The following is a 22,868-nucleotide window of genomic DNA, read 5'->3' as shown; positions in this document are numbered from 1 at the left end:
ATGCAGCAGGTGCCTGGTTTTTGCATTCACCTGAACGGGTTGGTGCAGGGGGTTGGTTTCCGGCCTTATGTGTACGCGCTGGCAAGGCGGCAGGGACTGCCTGGCACGGTCAGTAACGGGATGAATGGCGTGCAGATACGCTTACAGGCTACAGAGCAGCAGGCCCGCGCGTTTTTAGACACGGTGCTGGTATCGCCGCCTGCACAGGCCACTATCACCCGCACAGAAATCCGTCCGGTGATGATGGCGGCTGAGACTTCCTTCCGGATCGTTGACAGTGAGGCAGCCGAAACGGCCTCGTTATGGCTGCCCGCCGATTTTTCCCTTTGCGCCGATTGTGAGGCTGAGCTCTATGATCCGGCCAGCCGCCGGTTCCGGTACCCGTTTATTACCTGTACACAGTGCGGGCCCCGCTATTCGGTCATTCAGGCGTTGCCCTACGACCGGCCGAATACAACCATGCTGCCCTTTCCGCTCTGTCCGGACTGCCAACGGGAATACACCGACCCCGCTGACCGGCGCTTTTATGCACAAACCAATGCCTGTCCGGTTTGCGGGCCAACGCTGAGCTGGTATAAAACGGAGACGACCGGGGCGCGGCTCCTCTCTGCCCTACACGACGACCGGTGGATACTGACCCGCGTCCGTTGGGCGCTGGAGGCCGGTAATAGTATCGCGGTGAAAGCCGTTGGCGGATTTCTGCTGCTGTGCGATGCCCGGAATGAAACGGCCGTAGCCCGGATACGGCAGCGGAAACACCGCCCGACTAAGCCATTTGCGTTGCTGTATCCGTCATTATCCGCCGTCGGGCAGGATGTCTGGCTGCATGAACCGGAGCGGGCAGCCCTGCAAAGCACCGCGGCCCCGGTGGTATTGCTCAGGCAACGGAGCGATGCGGTGACAAGGCTGGCGGCAGGGGTTGCGCCCGGCCTTGCGCACTATGGGATTATGTTACCCAACGCGCCCCTGCTTCACCTGATCGCAACCGGTTTCGGCGGGCCTCTGGTAGCCACGAGCGCAAACATCAGCAGCAACCCGGTTATTTATACGAACGAAAAGGCCTTGTCGGAGCTAAACGCCGTTGCCGATTATATCCTGACGCATGATCGGGCTATTGCCATGCCCCAGGATGATTCAGTAGTCCGGTTTTCGGCCCGCCACCGGCAGCGCATTGTTATCCGGCGGGGGCGGGGATGGAGTCCGAACTATACGCCTGGTCTGCCCACCGCCGCCCGGGCGCACAAGCTGGCATTCGGTGCGTCACTGAAAGGAAGTTTTGCCTTGCAGCTGGGTCCGTGTGCGTATGTAAGTCAATACCTCGGCGATGTGGAAAGCTACGAGACGCAGCTGAATTACAGGACCGTCTTAGATACCCTGCTAAACGCCTGTCTGCCCGGCATTCCGGAGCCGGTTACGACCATGAGCTGTTTGCTGGTCGATGCACATGAGGGGTACGCTTCTACGCAGATGGGCATCGGAACAGGGGCACAACGGGGGATTGCGGTCCGGAAAGTGCAGCACCATGAAGCCCATTTTGCCGCTGTGCTGGCCGAAAACAACCTTCTTCCCGGATCGGATGCTATCCTGGGTGTCATCTGGGACGGTACCGGCTATGGTACCGACGGGCATATCTGGGGTGGCGAATTTTTTGTCCGGACACCTGATAACACGACCGGTACGTTTTGCCGGAGAACCGCCCATTTTCCGTATTTCGATTCCCTGTTGGGCGACAAAATGCCGCGTGAGCCGAGACTATCGGCTTTGTCGCTGGTGCATGCGTTTTCGGTTTCAGATCCGTTTCCGGACATACTGACGCAGCTGTTTTCGGTATCCGAACTGACTTTATACCAGAAAATACTGACGCAGAACAAGCAAAAGACCAGCAGCATAGGCCGTTTATTCGATGGGGTCGCCGCTTTGTTGGGGTTAGCAGGAAACAATACCTATGAGGGAGAAGCGGCGCTGCAGCTGGAAGAAGCAGCCGGAGCGTATATCGGCAAACATGGCCACGAAACGCTGACCTCATTCGCACCGGATCCGGCAAGCTGGATTGGTGTACTGCTCGGCGAACGGGTATCCGCTCAACCGGTTCCGTATCTGGCAGCCCGTTTTCATGTCTCCCTGGTCGAATGGATTCGGCTGGTGGCCGCCGCCACCGACTGCCGTCGGCTGGCATTCAGTGGCGGGGTGTTTCAGAATGCCGTGCTGGTTGATTTGCTCATTGACCGTCTCGGAGCAGACCATGTGCTCTACTTTCATCAGCAATTATCGCCAAACGACGAATGCATCTCCCTGGGGCAGCTTGCACTGGATGCCGTTGTCACTACGATGTCTGAGCGGGATTAGAAAAACTTTTCTAATAAAAGGCTCGTTTCTTTACTCCGCCTGGACAAATAACTAGCTTTGACTTTCTTCAATCCTCAAACCCACGGTAACAATGTGTCTGGCAATTCCGGGAAAAATAAAGTCGATTGACTACCAGTATGGCGGTGCCGTACGCATGGCGAAAGTGCTGTTCGGTGGTATCACCAAAGACGCTAGTCTGGATATGGTACCTCATGCGCAGGTCGGTGATTATGTACTGGTGCACGTGGGTGTCGCGATCAGTGTGGTGGATGAAGAGGAAGCCGAAAAAAGCTTCCGGTACCTTCAGGAGATCGGCGAACTCGATGAACTGATTGACGCCAGCCAGATTGACGCCCCTAATCCGGATACTGACCGATGAAATTCCTGACCGAATACCGCGATCCTGCACTGGTTGCCCAATACCTTGATGAAATCCGGAAGACCGTCACCCGCCCGTGGACAATCATGGAAGTATGTGGCGGACAGACGCACAGTCTGGTAAAAAACGGAATACTCAACCTGTTGCCGGAAGCGGTACAGATGGTGCACGGTCCCGGCTGTCCGGTCTGTGTTACACCGCTGAACCTGATCGACAAAGCCGTTTATCTGGCCGAAGAAAAAGGGGTAATGCTGTGCTCATTCGGTGATATGATCCGGGTGCCGGGCTCAACTAAAAGTTTACTGGAAGCCAAGGCGAACGGTGCTGATGTCCGGATTCTGTACTCACCGCTCGAAGCGGTCCGGCTGGCGCAGGAAAACCCGGACCGTGAAGTGGTGTTTTTTGCCGTTGGTTTTGAAACAACTGCTCCGGCCAATGCGCTGTCGGTTTTACAGGCACAGCGTCTGGGCCTGACCAATTACTCGATTCTGGCCTCGCACGTGCTGGTACCACCCGCGATTGCGGCGGTAATGAACGACGATGAGGTGCGCATTCAGGCTTTTCTGGCAGCCGGCCACGTCTGCACGATCATGGGAGTCGGGGAGTACTATGCGCTGGTTGAGCAGTATAACATTCCGATTGTTGTGACCGGTTTTGAGCCGGTAGACCTGCTGCATGGCATTCTGATGACGGTTCGCCAGCTGGAGGCGGGCAAGGCTAATCTGGAAAACCAATACAGCCGCGTAGTGAAGGCGGAAGGCAATCCGGACGCCCGGAAGGTGATCGGACAGGTGTTTACTGTCGCTGACCGTGAATGGCGGGGCATCGGTACCATTCCGATGAGTGGCTGGGAGGTTCGCCCCGAACTGGCTGCGTTTGATGCCGGTAAGAAGTTTGATGTCCGCATTGCTAAAGCACCGGAATGCGCCGACTGCATTGCCGGACTGGTGCTGAAAGGCATCCGAAAGCCGGTGGAATGCAGCCAGTTCGGTAAAGCCTGTACGCCGGAAAATCCGTTGGGGGCTCCCATGGTCTCCTCCGAAGGGGCTTGCGCAGCCTATTATCACTACGCGGAGGTGTAGAAGCGAAGGGCTTAGCGCCTGGTCCATTATTCATTGTTCATTATTCATTACCCACTTATGACATCGATAACCAATCTCGCCTGTCCGATGCCGCAGTTTGACTTTGAGGTCATTACGCTGGGGCATGGGTCGGGGGGACTCTTAACCAATAAATTACTGGAATCGGGGGTGTTTTCGGTGCTGAAAAACCCGCTGCTCGATACGCATCATGACGGCGCCGTTTTTACACTGACCGGCCCGCTTGCGTTTTCTACGGATAGCTACGTGATTTCGCCGGTCTTTTTTCCGGGCGGCAACATCGGGGAGCTGGCGGTCAACGGCACGGTCAACGATCTGGCGATGTGCGGGGCTATTCCGGCATATCTGTCACTGAGTTTTATTATCGAAGAGGGCCTGACCATGCACGAGTTCCGGGATATTCTGGTGGCTATCCGGACGGCCGCTGACCGGGCAGGAGTACAGATCGTGACGGGCGACACGAAGGTGGTCGAAAAAGGAAAAGGCGATAAAATCTTTATCAACACATCCGGTATCGGGCAGGTACATCCGAAAGCGGCGATTTCGGCCCGACGCGTAACCGCCGGCGATAAAATCATCGTCTCAGGGCCGGTTGCTACCCACGGCATTGCTATCATGTCAGTGCGGGAAGGGCTTGATTTTGAGACGGATATTGTGAGCGATACGACTAGCCTGAACCATACCGTAAAGACGTTGCTTGATGAGTTTGGCGAAGCCATTCACCTGCTGCGCGATCCGACACGGGGTGGCGTGGCAACGGTTCTGAACGAGATTGCCCGAGATACAAACCTGGGCGCAGACATCCGCCAGGCACAGATTCCGGTGCACGATGAGGTGGCGGGTGCCTGTGAGCTGCTGGGCCTCGACCCGCTGTATGTGGCCAACGAAGGCGTATTTATGGCCGTTGTCGCGGCTGATATGGCCGATGCGCTGGTAGCCCGGTTGCAGACACTACCCCACGGAGACGGCGCGGCCATCATCGGTGAGATGGTGGCGGATCATCCCCGGCAGGTGGTCCTGACGAGCCGGATCGGTGGCCGCCGGGTGGTGAATATGCTGGTTGGCGAACAATTACCCCGCATCTGCTGATATGGACATCAACGTAACCGCCTCTGTTGCCGGCCGTGAATCTCTGGTCAGTTCGGCCGCAATTTTCCGGGGCGAAGCAGGGAATCCGCTGCTTGCCCCGAGGGGCGTCTGGATTGCCGGACAGAAGCTGATTGTGGCTGATACGGGACAGAACCGTGTTTTTATCTGGAACAACCTGCCGGATGCGGACTATGCCTCTGCTGATGTGGTGCTGGGGCAGGAGTCGGCCACGCATACCGGCCGTAACGGCGGGGCGGGTGTCAGCGCGCAAACCCTGCAATACCCGTCGGGCATCTGGTCGGACGGGCAGCGGCTGATCGTTGCTGATGCCTGGAACCACCGGGTATTGATCTGGCACCACTTCCCGACGCAGCATGGTCAGGCAGCTGATGTCGTGCTGGGCCAACCGGACTTCGCCCATAATCAGCCGAATGTCAACGGTATTGGCGCAAGTCCGGCGGCACAGACGCTGAACTGGCCATACGGTGTGTTTTCGGACGGGCAGCGGCTTTGGGTGTGTGATACCGGCAACCGGCGGATTTTGTTTTACCACGCCATTCCAACCGAAAACTTTGCTCCGGCCGATGAAGTAATCGGCAAAGCCTCATTTACCGAACGCGATTATGAGCCGCTGAGCCCCATCTGGCCGTATGCCGTGCGGGTTTCGCCTGCCGGACAAATGCTTGTAGCAGACACGCAGTATTACCGGACCATGGTATGGAACAACTGGCAGACGGCCTTTACACAACCAGCCGATGTGATTATTGGCCAACCGTCGTTCGAGGCCAATGGTATGAACCAGTACGGACTTTTTCCGGCCCAAAATACACTTAGCTGGACCTACGACGCCTTTTTTTACGGCGACGGCCTTTTCGTGGCTGATACCGGCAACAGCCGGTTGCTCTGGTTCGGCACCGTACCGGATCAACACGCTGCGCCGGCTGACAACCTGATCGGTCATGCCGATTTCCGGACCGGCAGCGAAAATGCCAATACCCGGTACGGTACTGACAAACAACTCTACTGGCCCTTTTCAATCTGCATCGACGGAGACCGGCTGGCCGTTGCCGATACCGGCAACCACCGGATTATTCTTTATCAGTTAACCGAAACGCCGCTATGGAGTTAGTATCGTTACTTTTCGCGGGTGTGGTTGGGTTTACTCACGCCTTTGAAGCCGACCATCTGGTAGCGGTGAGCAGCATTGTCACCCGACGGAATAACCTGCAGACCGCTGTGAAGGACGGTATTTACTGGGGTCTCGGGCATACCTCAACCATTTTACTTGTGGGCGGAGTGTTTCTGTTGGGCCGGTTTGCCGTCAGGGAGGAAGCATTCCGGTACCTTGAGGCCGGTGTCGGCGGAATGCTGATCATGTTAGGAGGGTTCCGGTTAAACAGTCTCGTGCAGGGTGCTAAACCACAAGTACACGCCCACAACGGCCATACGCATGCCCATAAGCTGGCGTATGGGGTTGGGCTTGTCCATGGGCTGGCGGGGAGCGGAGCGCTGATTTTGTCGGTGCTGACAACCATTAACGGAACCCTGGGCGGGCTTATTTATCTGACAATTTTTGGTGTCGGATCAATTGCCGGTATGATGCTGGCGGCCGGTTTGTTCAGCGTTCCGCTGTCCGGACGAATCATCCGGCACCCATCCGTGCGTATGGGTATCACACTGGTGTCGGCCCTGTTGTGTATCGGATTAGGGCTTTTTGTCATTGTTGAACATCTGAGTTGAATATGCAGTACAACGAAGCAGATTTTGTTGCTTACGCCCTGAGGGAAATGAATATCACGGTCGTCAACCGTGACGGGAAGTATTTTGATCTGGAAAAAAATTTCCGGATCGAAGTGGAAAGCCGTGACCTGTACCGGTTGTCCTGCGAAGGATGGGTTATTTCGCCCTTCGACGACATCGGCCACCTCTGCTCATTCCTCAAAGCGAACCTGAGCTAGCAATCAGTTATCAGTAAAGCCGGCACCCTCTTTATGCAGCGAATGACTTAAGTGCCTTGCCACAGCCTGTAGCTCGTTCACCGCAACGGCGGGCCGGCCGCTCTTTCAGTCTTTCGCTCTTTCACTCTTTACCAAATGTCCTCTCTCCACGAACTCTGGATTATTGCCTTATCAGAAAGTCAGTCACAAGCCGGTCAATATGCGTTGATTCTGGAAGAAACCGTAACCAAACGCCGGATTCCGCTGATTATCGGCCTGACCGAAGCCCAGGCCATTGCGATTGCTATGGAAAAAATGCAGCCGTTTCGTCCGCAGACCCATGACCTGATGGCTTCCATCATCCGGCAATTGCAGGCTACCGTTATCCGGGTTGTGCTGAACCGGATTGAGCAATCTGTCTTTTATGCATCCGTCTGGCTGAAAACGGCGACGGGCGAGCTGGAAGTAGATGCCCGCCCGTCGGACGCCATTGCGCTGGCTGTCCGGATGGGTTGCCCACTGTTTGCCACCGGCGAAGTCATCGAACAATCCGCTTACTACCCCGATGATAAAACCCGCGAAAAAAAAGGCTCCTATGCCGAGTATACGCTGGAAGAGCTCGAAGAGTTACTGTCAAAAGTCATTGCTAAGGAAGATTACGAAAGCGCTGTCCGGATTCGGGAGGCCATTGCACGCCGGAAAAACGGCCGCTAACCGTACCTTTGCGGTATGACAACGAAGGAGAAGATAGTTGAGTCGGCCCTGTTTTTATTTAACCGTTTCGGCATCGTTAGTGTGCGCCTGCAACATATTGCTGATGAGGCACAGCTCAGTGTTGGCAATCTGGCGTATCACTTCCGCACCAAAGATGATCTGGTTGAGTTTATCTATGAACAGATTGTTTTACAACAGCAGCAACTTCTGACCGATCTGCGGGTGATGCCTCTGTTTGTCAATCTGGAACGCCATCTGCAGAACACATGGCTGATTCAGCAGCGGTATAGCTTTTTCTTTACCGATACGCTGGAAATCATGCGTGCCTATCCGGCCATCAAACGCAAACACCGTGAGCACATCGGCTGGCAAAAGCTCCAGATTCAGCTGTTTCTGGACTTCAACATCAGCCGTGGGGCTCTTCAGCCGCCGGTCACCCCTGATACCGTCGGGCAACTGGCTGACCGCTACCTGCTGATTACCGAAACCTGGATGAGTTACCAGGTAATGCAGGGGACACCGGTAAAAGAACTGGAAGAAGGCGTGTTCAAACAGGCAATCTGGGCCATTCTGTCGCCCTGTTTCTCTGCTGAGGGGAGAGAAGAGTACGAGTATATGCGGCAGCTCCCCTTTGATTCCTTAGGCTAGGTATTAGAAAATATTTTCCATTCATACCGGCTTTTTTGTAGCTTTGTTCAGGAACCCTGTTCAGAGACGTGTGATGAAGCCGAAATTTCAGATAGATGCAGCCGCTTATACAGCCCTAATGCAGGGGCTAAACAGCCAGTATTTTGTCGAAAGAAAAGGCAATATGACCGATTTCCGGCTGTATTATGATGATCTCTGGCTGGCTGACACCGCCGTTATTGAAAACATTCACCGGTATAAGGGCGAGTGGGCCGTTGATCTGGTATTTGCCCACATTCATAATCCGCTGAAATTTATCCGCCGCAACATTACATCCCATCCATGTCCTAAACGCGCTGCCCAGAAAGCAGAATTTATGCGCCGTTTAGCCGCTAAAGATCAGCGGGGTACGCTGTCGATTACCATTCAGTCACTCAATTTATCGCACAATTAAGCGGCCATGTATAACACGAAGCAACGGATTCTGGAAGCCTCGGTACGGTTGTTTAACGAAAACGGCATTGATAGTGTCCGGCTTCAGCAAATTGCTGAAGAGGTGGGCATCAGTGTAGGCAATCTGGCTTATCACTTCAAGAATAAAGAAGCCATTGTGGAATCGGTGTATGAACAGCTGTTTGAGGACTTCAATACGATTTTCCGGCAGTACCTCGCCCAGCCTGCCTTAACGGATTTCGATGCACAGATTGCTCAGTATTACCGCTTCTTTGCCAAAAATCACTTCTACCTGTCTGAGTTTTTCAAAACAGCCGGTCTGACAACCCCATATCACCAGCAGTGGCAGGAAAACATGACCAAAATGATGATTCAGCTCAAAAGCCGCCTGCAGTTTCTGGTTGCTAAAGGAGATTTACTCCCTGAATCACAGAATGGTCAGTACGAAACCCTGGCCGAGCAAATCTGGATGGCGCTGATTTTCTTTATTCCCAAAGCGCAGATGATGGCCAGATCAGTCGATGAAATCAGCTATAAGTCAGGGGTCTGGAACCTGATCAAACCCTTCTTCTCTCCTCAGGGAAAACAAGAGTTTTCCGTAACGATTCTTCCGCAACTCTACTGGTAAAATTACCCCTACTGATTACCATCATAGTCCTTTTTCGGGGAGTGTCGTAAACTTGAAAAAAATTAGAAAAAATTTTCCAAATTAGAAAATAGTTTCTAATTTTCCGGAGTTATAAAAATGCTCCTTTAAGTGCAATTTCAAACCAACTCTTAACTAGACTCCTCTCATCATGGCAAACGTACTCTGGCTTCAGGGTGGGGCATGCAGCGGCAATACCATGTCGTTCCTGAATGCTGAAGAACCCACTGTGGTCGATTTAGTAACCGATTTCGGGGTGAACATTCTGTGGCACCCTTCGCTAGGTCTGGAAATAGGCGAACAGGTTACCCACCTGTTGCAGGACATTCTGGCCGGTAAAGTACAATGCGATATTCTGGTGTATGAGGGGAGTATTATTAAAGGCCCGAAAAACACCGGTACCATGAACTATTTCTGCGACCGGCCCATGAAAGACTGGGTGCAGGAGCTGTCGAACGTAGTTGGTTTCGTGGTGGCCATCGGCGATTGTGCCACATGGGGTGGTATACCGGCCGTGGAGCCAAACCCGTCGGAGTCAACGGGTGTACAGTTTCACAAAGAGAAAAAAGGCGGCTTTCTGGGCGCTGACTATGTGTCGAAAGGCGGGTTGCCGGTTATCAATATCCCCGGCTGTCCGGCCCACCCTGACTGGATTTCGCAGATTCTGGTGGCTATCGCTACCGGCCGTATCGGCGACGTGCTGCTGGATGATTTCCACCGCCCGAAAACGTTCTTCACTGACTTTGTACAGACCGGCTGCACCAACGTGGTCAACTTTGCCAATAAGGTCGACGGAGGCTTCGGAAAGCGGGGTAATGGCTGTCTTTTCTTCGAGGTTGGCTGTCGCGGACCAATGACGCGGGCAAGCTGCAACCGGATTCTCTGGAACCGGCAATCCTCGAAAACGCGGGCCAACCACCCGTGTCTGGGGTGTACGGAACCGGGCTTCCCGCATCACGATCTCGAAAAAGGGAGTGTCTTCAAAACGCTGAAATACCTCGGCTTCCTGCCGAAAGACGTACCGGCCGGTAATTCGAAGATCGGCTATTACATGCGCGCCGGTTTTGAGAAAACGATGCACTACGCCGAAGTGGCCGTGGGTATCGAAAAAGCACACGCACAAGGCTCTAAGTAATTCCGAACTCTCACTTTACACAAACATGGCAATCCGGAAAGAACTCAATATTTCACCGGTCGGACGGGTCGAAGGTGACCTTGACGTAAAAGTGTACATGGAGAACGGCGTCGTAACGCGGGCTCACACCCAGGCAGCGATGTTCCGTGGCTTCGAAAAAATTATGGAAGGCAAAGACCCGCAGTCGGGACTGATCGTAACGCCGCGTATCTGCGGGATTTGCGGCGGTTCGCACCTGTACTGTGCTTCGTCGGCCCTGGATACCGCCTGGAAAACGACATTGCCGCCAAACGCCCTGCTGCTGCGCGCCATCGGTCAGGCAACGGAAACCATCCAGTCTATTCCGCGCTGGTTTTATGCCATCTTCGCGACCGATTTAGCCAATAAGAAATTTGCCAATAAACCGCTGTATGATGAGGTTGTACGCCGGTTTGCGGCCTACGTCGGTACATCGTTTCAGAAGGCGATTGTGACCTCCGGCCGGCCGGTTGAGGTGTACGCCATCTTTGGCGGGCAGTGGCCGCATTCGTCCTACATGGTGCCGGGTGGCGTTATGTGTGCTCCCACGCTCAAGGACATTACGCGCGCACACGCTATCATGAACGAGTTTCGTAAGGAATGGCTGGAGTCGATGTGGCTTGGCTGTTCAATTGAGCGCTACATGCAGATTCAGACGTGGGACGACCTGATGGCCTGGGTAGACGAAAATGAATCGCAGCGCAATTCCGATTTAGGCCTGTTTATCCGTGCCGGTATGGAATTCGGGCTGCACAAATTCGGACAGGGGGTAGGCAAATTTGTGGCCTACGGGACTTATCTGCACAAAGATCATTACCAGCATCCGACAGTAGAAGGCCGCAACAAGGCGCTCATCAGCCGGTCGGGTTTCTACGACGGTAAAAACTACCATGTCTTTGATCATCTGCAAATCAAAGAGCATGTGGCCCATACGTGGTTTGAAAACGTACCGGCCGCCCACCCGTGGGATGAGCCGCTGCCGACGCCGGTTGCCTCGCAAAATCTGGAGCATACCGATTTCTCCGGCAAGTATTCGTGGTCGAAAGCACCCCGCTACATGAACTATGCCGCCGAAGCCGGTCCGCTGGCACGGGTATTGATGAATGCAAACCCCGACAACCTCGAACCGCATCAGGTATACGATCCGCTTTTTGGTGATGTGTACGCCAAGATGGGTCCGAACGTGTTTACGCGGGCACTGGCACGGGTACACGAAGCGGCACGCCTATACCTGCAAATCGACCAGTGGCTGCGCGAAATTGACCTGAACGGCGATTTCTACATCAAGCCGGAAGAACGCGACGGCAAAGGGTTCGGAGCGACCGAAGCCGCCCGTGGTTCACTGGCACACTGGATTGAGATCGAAAACGGGGTAATCAAAAACTATCAGGTGATGGCACCCACAACCTGGAACGTTGGTCCGAATGATGAACAAGGCAACCCCGGGCCGATCGAAGCAGCGCTGGAAGGTACCGAAATCGAGGATCCGCACGATCCGGTCGAGGTCGGCATGGTTGCCCGCTCCTTCGATTCGTGCCTCGTCTGCACCGTTCATGCACACGACCAGAAATCCGGCAAAGAACTGGCGAAATTTAAATTGTAAACGAGCGAATGAGTGAAAGAGCGACTTTATATCACTCTTTCACTCGTTCATTCATTAAAAAATGAAACGTACCGCCATCATGGGGTTTGGGAATCCGGTCCGGTCGGATGATGCCGTCGGGTGCTATGTGATTGATCAGCTGCAAAACGAGAATGTCGCTTCCGGGTCGGTTAGTTTATTCGATATGGGGACGGCCGCTTTTGAGGTGCTGTTTAAGTTGCAGGGCCACGAACGGATCATCATTGTCGATGCGGTGCTCAATACCGGCGAACCCGTCGGAACCCTGTATAAAGTGCCTGCTGCTGAGGTAGAAGCTGCCATTATTGATGACCCGATGGTGTTTCTGCACAGCCTGAAATGGGATCAGGCCCTGAGTTATGCCCGCAAAATCCTGCGTGAGACGTATCCCGAAGATATTACTGTTTACCTGATTGCGGTCGAAAACACACGGCTGGACATTGAGCTTTCCGGGCCGGTAAAGGAGGCCGGTGACCGTGTCGTCGGGTATATCCGGGAAGCGTTATGGAATTAAAGAACGGACACCTGATTATTCCGGCGGCCTTGTTTCAGGACGTCTTGCAGGGCGAACCCCAGATCAACATGGTTTATTATCCGGAGCGTAGCCAGTTGCTGGTGGCCGCCAAATCGAAGGCTTTTTTTGAGAAGCTGCACCAGCCGGTATGGATGATGCTGAAAGATAAAAACCTGGCGGGTGACAAGGCCCTGTATGTCCGGGAGCTGCTGATTGATCACGATCTGGATGCCGCCGACCGGGCATTGCCCTATTCGGTTAAAGAAACCGGTATTATTGCCATCAGCTTATAACCCTTAACCAAACGATGCTTACCATTTTTGTGCCGCAGGCAGAAAAACTGCCCGTTCAACAGCTTATCGATGCCGAATACCGGCTGAATGAGGTCGTTTTTATCAACGATTTGTTGCAGGTGGGTGAGCAGCAGGCGGCCCGGCATCTGATTGTTAAGGAACATGAAATCCGGCTTCCCATTGACTGGCGAAACGAAGCCCCTCCGTATTTACTTGCTTATCCCCTGGTACTGACCCCCGACAATCTGCTGGCGGTCGTCTACACCAAACTGAATAATTACGAAAGCGCGTATGAGAAGGCAGCGGGCAACCCTGCCTTACTGCGCGATATTGACCTGCTGAACTGTATACAGCACGGGGTTGCCGTCGGGTTTCCGCAGGAGCCGGAGGCGTTTGATTCGCCGTTTGAAGAATATCGCTTCTGGCACAATGCAGCCGTGCTGGGCCATTACGGCGAGCTGACCCGTTTTGTGCATTACAGCGTTATCCGCCGGTATTACGAGCGGGCGTTTGATCTGGCACCCAATGACGAATGGCGGGCATTTACGGGGAAGCACTGGGCAACGCTGCTGCTGGATGCCGACGAACTGGCCGAAGCCGGAGTGCTGCTGGCCGACTGTATCCGGTTTGCGGTTTCTGAGGATGCCCTGTATGAACTGAAAAATGTACAGTACGGCGTCTGGATGAAACAGCTCACGGCCCCCTATGATCCGGCCCTGCTCAGCCAGATTAAAGAAACGTTGTGGGACGTGCTGCAATACTACGAACGCAATCAGCAGTCCGTACAGGCGGCCTTGTTACTGATCGATGCGGCTCAGATTGCCAACTACGCTGATAGCTTTTCTGAAGCACTCGGCTATGTGAACCGCGCTATTCAACTGCTCGAAGAGGAGGCCATTCCGGAGCTGGTGGCCAATGCACAGTACCGGAAAGGAACACTGTTGTATACATGGGCACAGAACGGGAATCCGCAGTTTTACCGCGCGGCCATGGAGGCTTACCAACAGGCCTTAAGGGTGTTTTCAAAAGAAAATGCGCCGGACGTATTTGCGGAAATCCACCATCACCTCGGCGTAATTTTCAGTGAAATACCCGATGAGGTAAAAAAGAAAAGTGTTTGGGCGGCCGTGTCTATGAGCTCGTTCCGGGAGGCGCTGACGTTTTTCACCCGGGAGACGCATCCGTATGAATACGCCCGTATCTGCAACAGTTTTGCCAACGCGCTGACCAACTTCCCGGAAGCAAAACTGTCGGATAATTACACCCGTGCGTTGTCGTACTACGAAGAAGCGCTCGACATCCGGACAGCAGACGAGTACCCGTATGAACGGGTATTGACAATTCTGAATTTCCTTGAAGCCGCCTGGTTTGTGTCGGTGCCCGAAGCAGATCAGCAGCAGGCATTATTTGCGAAAATGACCCGGCTGGCGCAGGAAGTGCCTGATCTGGTTGATGATCCCAAACTCATTGCCGAAGCCGATAAACAGCTGGCGATGCTCGCGCAGCTCAAAAACGACTGGCAGACAATCAACGCCCTTTAACCAGACCGGTCGACAGCAGGTCGTGCAGCGATTCCAGCGACAGCATGTTTTCGTGCTCGACAAGGTGGTCCACCGTTTCGTGAACCCAGGTCGTATGGTAGGGAATATGAATGGCTCTGCCGCCGATTTCCAGCACCGGCAGCACGTCAGATTTCAGCGTATTGCCAATCATCAGAAAGTGCTCCGGCCGGCAATCGAGGTGGCGCAGGAGCTTCTGATAATCTGGTGCTTTTTTCTCACTCATGATCTCGATGTGGTGGAAGTAATGCGCCAGTCCTGACTTTTTTAGTTTCCGTTCCTGATCGATCAGGTCACCTTTGGTAGCGACCACAAGCCGGTAGTCATCTTTAAATGCCTCCAGAACGCGCTGCACATGATCAAGCAGAACGACGGGTTTGGCCATCATCTCCTTGCCGATTTCCAGTGCCTTGCTGTATAGAACAGGATTGGCTTTGCCGTCGGTCACCTGCCAGATCGTTTCGATAGCACACAGGACAAAGGTTTTGATCCCGTAGCCATACAGCGAAAGATTCTGAAGCTGCACCTTATACAGTTCCTGCGAAATGGCGTGATGGGGGAGGAAGTCTTCGAGCAGGCCGCAAAACTGATCTTCGGCTTCGCGGAAATAGGGTTCATTGACCCAAAGCGTGTCATCGGCATCAAACGCGATAACCCGGATGTCTGAAAAATGCATAGTGTATGGCAGGCTGCAAAAATAAAGGATTAACTAGTGTTTGTACGATGTGAGGTAACACTAGTTTAATCGGATTGCCGTGGCACAAAGTTATTGCTGAGCGGCATTACTCTTTAATCGTCAGGTCTGAAAAATAGCCCTCTGTACCGACATCGACCCAAAGGGCAATCCCGCCTGATACATCACTGCCCAGCTTGAGGTCATTAACAAGTAACGAGGGTTGTTGGCTATCATTTACAAAGAGCCGTGCCTGCTGCCCTTTAACAACAATTTTTATGGTAATCCACGCATTAAGGGTCATGTCAGTATAGGATTCGTAGCGCTCGGGAGCCTCTTTTCGCAAACGATCGAACTTATAATCAGGGTATGAATAATACTGAATGCTATGGTTTCGCCTAACCTGATCATCAGCGCGGGCATTGGTCGGGCGGAGGTAGATACTTTCGTAACGGGTATTGTCGTCATTGATCCGGAAGGCAACCCCGATAAATCCACGTGCCAGCGACGGAGCTGTTTTCAGTAACCGGCTTAAGACTTTTACCTCAATGGTGCCGTTGGTGAAGGTAATACCCTTGATACGGATAAACGTTGGTTCGTCAACTTTCTCTACTGTTGAATCTTTCACCACTCTCAGTGCTTTTTTGCCGGATAACGCTACGAATGAAAACGTTGCCTGATTAGGTATCAGGTTGGTTGTTTCCAGACGGATTTTCTGCGCAAACAGGGTTGGTGAAAAGAATAACAGGCCGGCAATCCGGAATAAAGAGTTATACTTCATGCGTTTATTGTATATCAAGCGTCAGAAAGATAAGGTATTACGTCAGAACAACCAGTTTTCCGGCGGCGAGGTTGTTTTCCATAAAAAGGTGTGCGTCAACAAGCTGATCTAGTGTAAATACCTTGCTGATTGGCAACTTTACCGTCCCGGCTTCTACCTGATTGATAAACTGCTGAAAGGCTTCTGTCGTACTACGGAGCTGACCGCTGTCGTATACGGAGAGGTAGGTCATTGGCGGAATAAACTCCATGGGTGCAAAATCAGGCACTGACCAGGTTTCGGACAGCATACCGCTCATGCAGCAAACGCCCCCTGGTCTCAGGCATGTCAGCGAATCTCTGAGTGTTTTGGTGCCAATCAGTTCCAGTACCTTGTCCACGCCATCCGGCACCAATTGGGTTACCGGTGCCTTTAGCGCCCCGTCATCAATCAGCACATGCGTTGCCCCGTTTTCCCGTAACGCCGTTTCTTTGGCAGGATTGCGTGTTGTCGCAATAACGGTAAGACCGGCCTGCGCTGCAAGCTGCGTCGCCAGCATCCCGACCGACGAAGTGCCGCCGCGAATCAGCAGGGTTTGCCCCGACTGAATAGCCAGCGTCATAGTCAACGAGCCATGAGCGGTTTGAAACATCTCCGGTAAAGCACCCAACACCTCCCATGGCAGATTGCTGGAGACAGGGTGCAGCAGGTGTTTGGCTAACAGGGTATATTCGGCATAACTTCCGTCAAAATCTCTGCCCATTCCGCCCATCAGTGCCAGTACCTGTTGTCCTTTCGGGAACGTACCGGACGGATCATAAACAACTTCACCGGCGCACTCAATACCCAACACCCGGGGGAAGCGGACCATCGGCGATAAGCCTTTCCGGGTCATTAACTCGGAGCGGTTTAATCCGAAGGCTTTTATGTTGACTAATACCTGATCGGCTCCGGGGACAGGAATCGGCCGGTCTTCCAGGACAAATGCTTCCGGTGAACCGGGCTGATAAACAACAGCAGCTTTCATGTGTGATCGTTGATTAAGGTTTCAAAAAAAACGTATTGTCGGATCGTTTTGCAAACGCTGCAAAATTGGCAGGACGGCAGCGATCGGCCAATAAACTATCTTAAGAAATAACCTTAACCTGGTTTAAGATGCTGCGGCCAGTTCTTTCCGGATTTTACTCAGGAATTCGGGGGTAATGCCCAGATAGGAAGCAATCTGAACGTTGGGTAAGCGCCGGGCTAAAGCAGGATACTGTTTCAGAAAGGAGAGGTAACGCTCCTGAGCGGTTGAACTAATGGTTTGCAGTATCCGGTTTTGCAGTTCAACAAATTTGTTTTCGACAATAACCTTGAAAATCCGGTCGAGTTTGGGAATGTTCAGATAGAGAAAATATAAATCCTGCTGTTCAATCTGTAAAATAACGGATGGCTCAATGGCTTCGATGAAAAAACCGCTGGGCGTTCCGGCGTGAAAGCTGCCGATATCGGCAATCCACCGTCCCTCCGGCCGTTCATTCTCTGCCGCAAACAGGATATTGTGTTCCACCCCTTTGGTATCAACGGCAAACATCCGGAAACAACCCTTAACCACAAACGTGTATTGTTTACACGGAAACCCTTCCTGTAAAATGCTTTGCCGGCGCCGGATGTGCCGCTCGCTGACGCGTCCGTTCAGCAGTTGTTTCTCACTGTCTGTCAGCGGAAGGTAACTTTCAAAATGGTCGGTCAGCGGTTGCAGGTTCACGTTGATAAGCCGGTATGAGCATTCGTATTAACCGGAAAACAGGCAAATGTACAGAAAACTGTGGTGGCACGAGCGGCGGATCGCCCCACTGACAGGGCTGCCTTTTCGTGCCACCACTACAAAAGCCTTATTTCCCTGCCATCACCTGCACCGGCCCGATCAGACCGGAAGGCAGCAGCTCCCATTCCTTGCGGATGGTGACGTTGGTTTGGGTCAGGCGTTCGGATTGCGGCTTGCCCCGGTCGCCCACGAGCCGGTTGCGCCATGTATTAATGACCTCTACCTCAAGCTGATTACCCGTTGGCCTGACCAAACCACTGATTGGAACCCGAAACGGTGGTGCCCAGACAATGCCTAAGTCCTTGCCGTTCAGGCGGACGCGGGCAACTCCGACATCCAGCACCTCGCCCAGATCCAGAAACAGGTTACCGGCCGGCAGGTTCGGGGCGTCAAAGGTTTTGCGGTAAACGGCTTTACCCGAGTAAAACTTAATGCCTTCTTCCGGCCGGGCGGTCCAGCTGTCCAGTTTGTCGAACGTCACCGCCGAAGGACCGGTGCTGATCCATTTCGGATCAAACTGCACCTGCCAGCTGCCCGAAAGCGTCGCCACAGGGCTGTAGCGGAGGTAGTTGGTCGGGGCAGTACCTTGCTGTGTGGCCGGAACCGGCTTGCGGAACACCACAAAAACGGACCCATACGGATCAAATTCCAGCTTTACCGAGGTCTGCCCGTTGGCTTGTGTATACGCTTTAGCCGGTTTGATTTCGCCCGTGACCGGATTCCAGAGCTCCGGCAGTTTACCGGCCATCCGGAAGGTGGCAGTCACCGTGGCGGCTTCTTTATTCTGGCTGCTCACAAAGTAGTAGTCTTCGGTCGCCAGTGTTTTGTGCATGAAATCAAACACCTGATTCGTTCCCGCTTCCGTGAATAAAACATCAGGTTTAACGCCGTCGGCCAGCAGCACTTCGCGGGCGGTTTTGCCCCATACAATCCGGCCCGTCCCGACCTTGCGTTGCCCGGCAGCCGCGGGCGATTCGCCCCAAAGCGCGTCGGCAATGGCTTTGCGTTTCGCTTCCGAAGCCGGATAATGGCTCTGACTCACAATCCGTTCAGTTTTCGGGCCGATAACGGTCGCACCGGCGTTGACCAGCGCCTGTACTTTTTCGAGGGCGGCCAGCGACAGCACATGATGATCGGGCAATACCAGGACACGGTATGAGAGTCCGTGCGGCAGCACAATCCGGCCGTTTTTCACCGTAAGTGCCAGTAAGCGGTCTTCATTGGTAACGTCGTAATCAAACTCAGGCAGCGCCTTGGCGGGATCATCCGCTTTCTGGCGGGCAATGTTCGGTACGTGGTCGCCATAATAGTAGAGCACGTCCGACACCGACTGCCCCTGCTGCAGCATGTACTGACAACGGGCGAGGTAGTCGATGAAGCCGTTCGATAACTCCCACCACGTAACGTTCGGGTTAAAGTGAGTACCGGCGAAATATTCCTGCCCCGGCAGTCCCATCTCTTTCGGCGAGCAGGTGAAGGTATGGAGGTAGACCAGGTTCAGACCGGCGCAGAATTCATGATCCGCGCTCGACTTCATGGCCGACCAGATCACATCGTTCCAATGCGGACCGATGGTCGTAAACGACTCCGCACCGACCAGCGGCTTATTGTAAATATGGGCCGCGCTGGCGGCCTGTTTCACGAAAAAGCGGTTGACCGGTGTCGGGCGGTGTGGCGACGGTGACCAGAATTCACTCATCATGATTTCGCTGAAACCGTAATTTTTGATCCCGTCGATCGGACCGGCGTGTGGCCCTGCTGATTCGGGTTGCAGGCCAATGCCGTATTGACGGGCGCGTTCGCCGAACAGGCGGTAATGGTTGTCGGCGATGCAGTCGCTGATGGTTTTGCGAAGGTCGGCCAGGAAGCGGTTGCTGGCGTCGCGGTTTTCAATGATCTTACCGGCAATGACGGGCAGGTAGGGGATGATATCGTATCCCCGCCGTTTCTGAAACTCCTGCGCAAACTCGTCGGTCCAGTTGCAGCCGCCTGCTTCCCAGCTATCGGTCTGGAGGTAACGAAGCGTTTTGCCGGCCATTGGCCCGATCAGTTTCAGCAGCGGATCAACGTGGGTGTTCCAGTAGCGGTTAAATACCTTTCGACTCATGTGGTCCATGACGCGGCCCTGCCATTTGCCGCTGGAAGTGGAGACTTCGGCATCGGTTGAGGTATAGCCAAAGCGCATGATGGTCCATTCGCCCGCCGGTACCTGCCATTCAAGTATGCCCTGCGCATTCATTTTAGCGGTCAGGTTCTGCATCTGGCCCAGCGTGGCATGTTCTTCGCCCGCCGTGGCCGGAATATCGTTCAGCAGGAACCGCGTATCAGGGGCAGAACCGCCCAGTTCAACAGTTCCCGACTTGGCGGTCAGGTCTTTGATAGCGGTTGGTTTGGTGGGTTTAGCCGGAAAGGCCAGAACGGCAATGTCGCGGTAAAACGGATCTTTGTGCAGTTTGGGTTGTGGCAGGGTCTCGCGGTAAGTCATTGGCCCTTTCACGGTCACCTCCGACCACGTCACCTGCTTGGCCGCCTCTTCGGGCGTGATGTCCGGCCCGCCGAGGTTCCATCCGCTCTGGATACTCATGCTCAGCACCAATCCCAGCCGGTTAGCTTCTTTAACGGCATGCAGGTACAGGTCGCGCCAGGCGGGACTACCAAACAACGGCCCTTCCGGTACCTGGGCGTTCCCGCGTTGTTCGGCACCACCCGCATCAAAAATACAGGCTCCGCTGAAGCCCTTGGCTTTCATCGCTTCCAGGTCGCGGGTGATAACCTCTTTGGTGACGTTGCCATTGAGCCACCACCACCAGCACCGGATGCCGTACTGGGACGATGGGCGCAGAAACTGTTGCTCAGACAAACCAGCCGGGGCGGCCATCGGGGCAGTCACCATAGTGGCAGTGTCAGCTGGCCGGTTGAGCGGGACGGGGCCTGTAAACGCGAAAAGAGAGAAAACGATGAGCGGGAGAAGGCGCATAAGGGACTATGATTCGTATGATTCCTGTGATGACTATGATTGACAGGATTGCTATGATTCCTGTGATGACTATGATTGACAGGATTGCTATGATTCCTGTGATGACTATGATTGACAGGATTGCTATGATTCCTGTGATGACTATGATTGACAGGATTGCTATGATTCCTGTGATGACTATGATTGACAGGATTGCTATGATTCCTGTGATGACTATGATTGACAGGATTGCTATGATTCCTGTGATGACTATGATTGACAGGATTGCTATGATTCCTGTGATGACTATGATTGACAGGATTGCTATGATTCCTGTGATGACTATGATTGACAGGATTGCTATGATTCCTGTGATGACTATGATTGACAGGATTGCTATGATTCCTGTGATGACTATGATTGACAGGATTGCTATGATTCCTGTGATGACTATGATTGACAGGATTGCTATGATTCCTGTGATGACTATGATTGACAGGATTGCTATGATTCCTGTGATGACTATGATTGACAGGATTGCTATGATTCCTGTGATGACTATGATTGACAGGATTGCTATGATTCCTGTGATGACTATGATTGACAGGATTACTATGATTCGATTGGTCGCTGTGATGATTATGATTGACAGGATTTCGGGATTAAACAGAAAAATGATTGACACGACACCCCTAAAGGTAATCATGCCAATCATTCTGTCGCTATATCATCGCTGAGAAATCATTTCGGAATGAGCTGCATTTCGCGGAGCGGGTAAGGCAGCGTGAGGCTGATGGTCTGGTAGGCGGTGTTGATTACGTATGACTTGGCCGCCTTTTCACGGGCAGCATGGGCGGTCATCACTTCTACCGCTTTTCCGGTTCGGAGCAGGTCGAACCAGCGGTGGTTTTCAAAGGCCAGCTCAACCTGACGCTCTTTGGCTACGGCCTGCCGGAAAGCCTCCTGACTGGCCACCTGGCCCGCTGTTTTATCGGTCAGACCAGCGCGGCGGCGTACCTGATTCAGGTAAGTAAATGCCTCGCCACCGGCCGAATAACCGATTTCATTCAGGCACTCCGCCAGCGAAAGCAGGACGTCAGCATACCGGTATACCGGAAAGTTGCTGCCCGTCTGATACCGGATCGAATGTACACTCTGGTATTTCCTGACGTAAGGTACGACCTTGTTGGTGGCTGGGTCGGTGAAGTCAAGGCCGATGGAGGCCGCTTTGCGCTGGTCGTTAGCTTCGTAGGCATCGAGCATATCCTGCGTCGGCATGTTCCAGCCCGCAGCCGCACCGCTGGCCACACCCAGGGCCGCTACCTTAGATCCTGAATTCCACGGTGCAAACGTGTAAATAAAGTTGCTGAACTCGGCGTTGGATCCTTCGATATACTGAATTTCGAAGAGTGACTCCGGTCCGTTTTCTTTCGCAATATTGAAGTTATCGGCATAACTGGCATTCAGCTGATACTTGCCCGACTGCACAATAACCTGTAGTTCTTTGGCCGCTTCGGAAAAGTTTTTCTGGGTCATGTATATCTCGGCCAGCAGCATCCGCGCGCTGCCTTTGGTCGCCCGTCCCTTGTCGGTGTTTGCCGTGTAGCTGTCCGGCAGGTTGGTGATCGCCGTCTTCGCATCATTCAGTATCGTCGGATAAATCTCGCCTGGTGCTTTAGGCTGCGCGATGGCAAAGGCTGCATCGGTTGAGGTGACTTCATCGAAGACCGCCGGTACGTTGCCATACAACCGGATCAGATTAAAATAGTAGAACGCCCGCAGAAAACTGGCCTCGCCAATGACCTGGGTTTTGGTAGCGGCATCAATCTGCGCGTTCTGGATCCGGCCCAGAATAACGTTGCAGCGGGCAATACCACTGTAACTCCGGTTGAAGAAATCGGCTACGGTTGAGTTGGTGTTGATTTCGCGGAATTCGTCCAGCTCTTCCAGCGGGAAACCAGAACGGTCACCGGTATTGTACTGGTACGATGTATTGTCGGAACGCATTTCGGCCAGGGCCCAGAACGAACCGCCGGGGCCGGCGTTTGTCCCGCTATACAGAAACTGCAACGGGGCATAGGCTCCGTTGGTCGCCTGAATAAACTGGTCTTTGGTCTGGAAAAAATTACCCGCACTCTGATACGTTTGCGGACTCACGGTCAGGAAATCGCTGTTACAACCCATCAGGGAGAGTAAGGCGGCAACAACTAAAGTATATCGTTTCATGAAAGGGTTGTC

The 22,868-nt window shown here is 53.5% G+C and carries 23 protein-coding genes; 17 read left to right on the top strand and 6 right to left on the bottom strand.

The features are described from left to right. From hypF to BLX24_RS10665, 16 genes are all read left to right on the top strand, one after another. Positions 1–2,346: a carbamoyltransferase HypF gene (gene hypF, locus BLX24_RS10740; protein ID WP_071503117.1), complete on the top strand. Its 2,346-nt coding sequence runs from the start codon at positions 1–3 to the stop codon at positions 2,344–2,346. Between the two features lie 91 nt (positions 2,347–2,437). Beyond that, the gene (locus BLX24_RS10735) at positions 2,438–2,725 is read left to right on the top strand and encodes a HypC/HybG/HupF family hydrogenase formation chaperone (RefSeq protein WP_071503116.1); all 288 of its coding nucleotides are present in this window, start codon (positions 2,438–2,440) and stop codon (positions 2,723–2,725) included. Further along, positions 2,722–3,807 (top strand): hydrogenase formation protein HypD, encoded by a 1,086-nt coding sequence (hypD, locus tag BLX24_RS10730; protein WP_071503115.1) that lies wholly within the window; start codon positions 2,722–2,724, stop codon positions 3,805–3,807. The genes BLX24_RS10735 and hypD overlap by 4 nt, the downstream gene beginning before the upstream one ends. A 57-nt stretch (positions 3,808–3,864) precedes the next feature. Next, complete coding sequence (gene hypE / locus BLX24_RS10725) at positions 3,865–4,914, top strand: hydrogenase expression/formation protein HypE (protein ID WP_229201759.1); 1,050 nt, start codon at positions 3,865–3,867, stop codon at positions 4,912–4,914. Position 4,915: 1 nt separating this feature from the next. Next, entirely contained in the window at positions 4,916–6,043 is a 1,128-nt protein-coding gene (locus tag BLX24_RS10720; protein WP_071503113.1) for an NHL repeat-containing protein, read from the top strand. Next, positions 6,034–6,654, top strand: coding sequence for an urease accessory protein (locus BLX24_RS10715; RefSeq protein ID WP_071503112.1), 621 nt, complete (start codon positions 6,034–6,036; stop codon positions 6,652–6,654). Before BLX24_RS10720 ends, BLX24_RS10715 begins: the two co-directional genes overlap by 10 nt. A gap of 2 nt (positions 6,655–6,656) precedes the next feature. Next, a complete protein-coding gene (locus tag BLX24_RS10710) occupies positions 6,657–6,872 on the top strand; it encodes a hypothetical protein (RefSeq protein ID WP_071503111.1) in 216 nt (71 codons plus the stop codon). 135 nt (positions 6,873–7,007) lie between these two features. Then, the gene (locus tag BLX24_RS10705; RefSeq protein ID WP_071503110.1) at positions 7,008–7,565 is read left to right on the top strand and encodes a bifunctional nuclease family protein; all 558 of its coding nucleotides are present in this window, start codon (positions 7,008–7,010) and stop codon (positions 7,563–7,565) included. Between the two features lie 15 nt (positions 7,566–7,580). Further along, complete coding sequence (locus BLX24_RS10700) at positions 7,581–8,213, top strand: TetR/AcrR family transcriptional regulator (protein WP_071503109.1); 633 nt, start codon at positions 7,581–7,583, stop codon at positions 8,211–8,213. A gap of 73 nt (positions 8,214–8,286) precedes the next feature. Next, the gene (locus BLX24_RS10695; RefSeq protein ID WP_071503108.1) at positions 8,287–8,646 is read left to right on the top strand and encodes a hypothetical protein; all 360 of its coding nucleotides are present in this window, start codon (positions 8,287–8,289) and stop codon (positions 8,644–8,646) included. Between the two features lie 6 nt (positions 8,647–8,652). Next, on the top strand, positions 8,653–9,273 hold the full coding sequence (locus tag BLX24_RS10690; RefSeq protein ID WP_071503107.1) for a TetR/AcrR family transcriptional regulator: 621 nt from the start codon (positions 8,653–8,655) through the stop codon (positions 9,271–9,273). Between the two features lie 169 nt (positions 9,274–9,442). Continuing rightward, complete coding sequence (locus BLX24_RS10685; RefSeq protein ID WP_071503106.1) at positions 9,443–10,426, top strand: NADH-quinone oxidoreductase subunit B family protein; 984 nt, start codon at positions 9,443–9,445, stop codon at positions 10,424–10,426. A gap of 25 nt (positions 10,427–10,451) precedes the next feature. Then, positions 10,452–12,047, top strand: coding sequence for a nickel-dependent hydrogenase large subunit (locus BLX24_RS10680; protein WP_071503105.1), 1,596 nt, complete (start codon positions 10,452–10,454; stop codon positions 12,045–12,047). 61 nt (positions 12,048–12,108) lie between these two features. After that, the gene (locus BLX24_RS10675; RefSeq protein ID WP_071503104.1) at positions 12,109–12,579 is read left to right on the top strand and encodes a hydrogenase maturation protease; all 471 of its coding nucleotides are present in this window, start codon (positions 12,109–12,111) and stop codon (positions 12,577–12,579) included. Next, a complete protein-coding gene (locus BLX24_RS10670) occupies positions 12,570–12,872 on the top strand; it encodes a hypothetical protein (protein ID WP_071503103.1) in 303 nt (100 codons plus the stop codon). Before BLX24_RS10675 ends, BLX24_RS10670 begins: the two co-directional genes overlap by 10 nt. A gap of 14 nt (positions 12,873–12,886) precedes the next feature. After that, positions 12,887–14,413 (top strand): tetratricopeptide repeat protein, encoded by a 1,527-nt coding sequence (locus BLX24_RS10665; RefSeq protein WP_071503102.1) that lies wholly within the window; start codon positions 12,887–12,889, stop codon positions 14,411–14,413. On the opposite strand, the gene BLX24_RS10660 is transcribed toward BLX24_RS10665, so the two are convergent. The 5 genes from BLX24_RS10660 to BLX24_RS10640 form a co-directional block, all read right to left on the bottom strand. Next, positions 14,400–15,107, bottom strand: coding sequence for an HAD family hydrolase (locus tag BLX24_RS10660; protein ID WP_071503101.1), 708 nt, complete (start codon positions 15,105–15,107; stop codon positions 14,400–14,402). The two genes, BLX24_RS10665 and BLX24_RS10660, sit on opposite strands and share 14 nt — an antisense overlap. Before the next feature lie 106 nt (positions 15,108–15,213). Further along, positions 15,214–15,885 (bottom strand): hypothetical protein, encoded by a 672-nt coding sequence (locus BLX24_RS10655; protein WP_071503100.1) that lies wholly within the window; start codon positions 15,883–15,885, stop codon positions 15,214–15,216. Positions 15,886–15,922: 37 nt separating this feature from the next. Further along, positions 15,923–16,891, bottom strand: a complete 969-nt coding sequence (locus BLX24_RS10650; protein WP_071503099.1) for a zinc-binding alcohol dehydrogenase family protein — start codon at positions 16,889–16,891, stop codon at positions 15,923–15,925. Positions 16,892–17,014: 123 nt separating this feature from the next. Further along, positions 17,015–17,614: a Crp/Fnr family transcriptional regulator gene (locus BLX24_RS10645; protein WP_071503098.1), complete on the bottom strand. Its 600-nt coding sequence runs from the start codon at positions 17,612–17,614 to the stop codon at positions 17,015–17,017. Between the two features lie 127 nt (positions 17,615–17,741). After that, the gene (locus tag BLX24_RS10640) at positions 17,742–20,651 is read right to left on the bottom strand and encodes a glycosyl hydrolase (protein WP_229201758.1); all 2,910 of its coding nucleotides are present in this window, start codon (positions 20,649–20,651) and stop codon (positions 17,742–17,744) included. Positions 20,652–20,659: 8 nt separating this feature from the next. Between BLX24_RS10640 and BLX24_RS10635 the strand changes: the two genes are divergently transcribed. Beyond that, a complete protein-coding gene (locus BLX24_RS10635) occupies positions 20,660–21,367 on the top strand; it encodes a hypothetical protein (protein WP_071503096.1) in 708 nt (235 codons plus the stop codon). 4 nt (positions 21,368–21,371) lie between these two features. Here the strand turns inward: BLX24_RS10635 and BLX24_RS10630 are convergent, their stop codons facing one another. Next, a complete protein-coding gene (locus BLX24_RS10630) occupies positions 21,372–22,856 on the bottom strand; it encodes a RagB/SusD family nutrient uptake outer membrane protein (protein WP_083421905.1) in 1,485 nt (494 codons plus the stop codon). Between the last annotated feature and the right edge of the window lie 12 nt (positions 22,857–22,868).

The sequence above is a fragment of the Arsenicibacter rosenii genome (genome assembly GCF_001870735.1).
Taxonomy (GTDB): domain Bacteria; phylum Bacteroidota; class Bacteroidia; order Cytophagales; family Spirosomataceae; genus Arsenicibacter; species Arsenicibacter rosenii.
The sequence above is the reverse complement of the archived record's forward strand: the minus strand, read 5'-3'. Positions and strand labels throughout refer to the sequence as shown.

Coding starts and splice junctions, on each gene's coding strand:
- hypF (WP_071503117.1), top strand. CDS start 1: ATGCAGCAGGTGCCTGGTTTTTGCATTCACCTGAACGGGTTGGTGCAG.
- BLX24_RS10735 (WP_071503116.1), top strand. CDS start 2,438: ATGTGTCTGGCAATTCCGGGAAAAATAAAGTCGATTGACTACCAGTAT.
- hypD (WP_071503115.1), top strand. CDS start 2,722: ATGAAATTCCTGACCGAATACCGCGATCCTGCACTGGTTGCCCAATAC.
- hypE (WP_229201759.1), top strand. CDS start 3,865: ATGACATCGATAACCAATCTCGCCTGTCCGATGCCGCAGTTTGACTTT.
- BLX24_RS10720 (WP_071503113.1), top strand. CDS start 4,916: ATGGACATCAACGTAACCGCCTCTGTTGCCGGCCGTGAATCTCTGGTC.
- BLX24_RS10715 (WP_071503112.1), top strand. CDS start 6,034: ATGGAGTTAGTATCGTTACTTTTCGCGGGTGTGGTTGGGTTTACTCAC.
- BLX24_RS10710 (WP_071503111.1), top strand. CDS start 6,657: ATGCAGTACAACGAAGCAGATTTTGTTGCTTACGCCCTGAGGGAAATG.
- BLX24_RS10705 (WP_071503110.1), top strand. CDS start 7,008: ATGTCCTCTCTCCACGAACTCTGGATTATTGCCTTATCAGAAAGTCAG.
- BLX24_RS10700 (WP_071503109.1), top strand. CDS start 7,581: ATGACAACGAAGGAGAAGATAGTTGAGTCGGCCCTGTTTTTATTTAAC.
- BLX24_RS10695 (WP_071503108.1), top strand. CDS start 8,287: ATGAAGCCGAAATTTCAGATAGATGCAGCCGCTTATACAGCCCTAATG.
- BLX24_RS10690 (WP_071503107.1), top strand. CDS start 8,653: ATGTATAACACGAAGCAACGGATTCTGGAAGCCTCGGTACGGTTGTTT.
- BLX24_RS10685 (WP_071503106.1), top strand. CDS start 9,443: ATGGCAAACGTACTCTGGCTTCAGGGTGGGGCATGCAGCGGCAATACC.
- BLX24_RS10680 (WP_071503105.1), top strand. CDS start 10,452: ATGGCAATCCGGAAAGAACTCAATATTTCACCGGTCGGACGGGTCGAA.
- BLX24_RS10675 (WP_071503104.1), top strand. CDS start 12,109: ATGAAACGTACCGCCATCATGGGGTTTGGGAATCCGGTCCGGTCGGAT.
- BLX24_RS10670 (WP_071503103.1), top strand. CDS start 12,570: ATGGAATTAAAGAACGGACACCTGATTATTCCGGCGGCCTTGTTTCAG.
- BLX24_RS10665 (WP_071503102.1), top strand. CDS start 12,887: ATGCTTACCATTTTTGTGCCGCAGGCAGAAAAACTGCCCGTTCAACAG.
- BLX24_RS10660 (WP_071503101.1), bottom strand. CDS start 15,107: ATGCATTTTTCAGACATCCGGGTTATCGCGTTTGATGCCGATGACACG.
- BLX24_RS10655 (WP_071503100.1), bottom strand. CDS start 15,885: ATGAAGTATAACTCTTTATTCCGGATTGCCGGCCTGTTATTCTTTTCA.
- BLX24_RS10650 (WP_071503099.1), bottom strand. CDS start 16,891: ATGAAAGCTGCTGTTGTTTATCAGCCCGGTTCACCGGAAGCATTTGTC.
- BLX24_RS10640 (WP_229201758.1), bottom strand. CDS start 20,651: ATGCGCCTTCTCCCGCTCATCGTTTTCTCTCTTTTCGCGTTTACAGGC.
- BLX24_RS10635 (WP_071503096.1), top strand. CDS start 20,660: ATGATTCGTATGATTCCTGTGATGACTATGATTGACAGGATTGCTATG.
- BLX24_RS10630 (WP_083421905.1), bottom strand. CDS start 22,856: ATGAAACGATATACTTTAGTTGTTGCCGCCTTACTCTCCCTGATGGGT.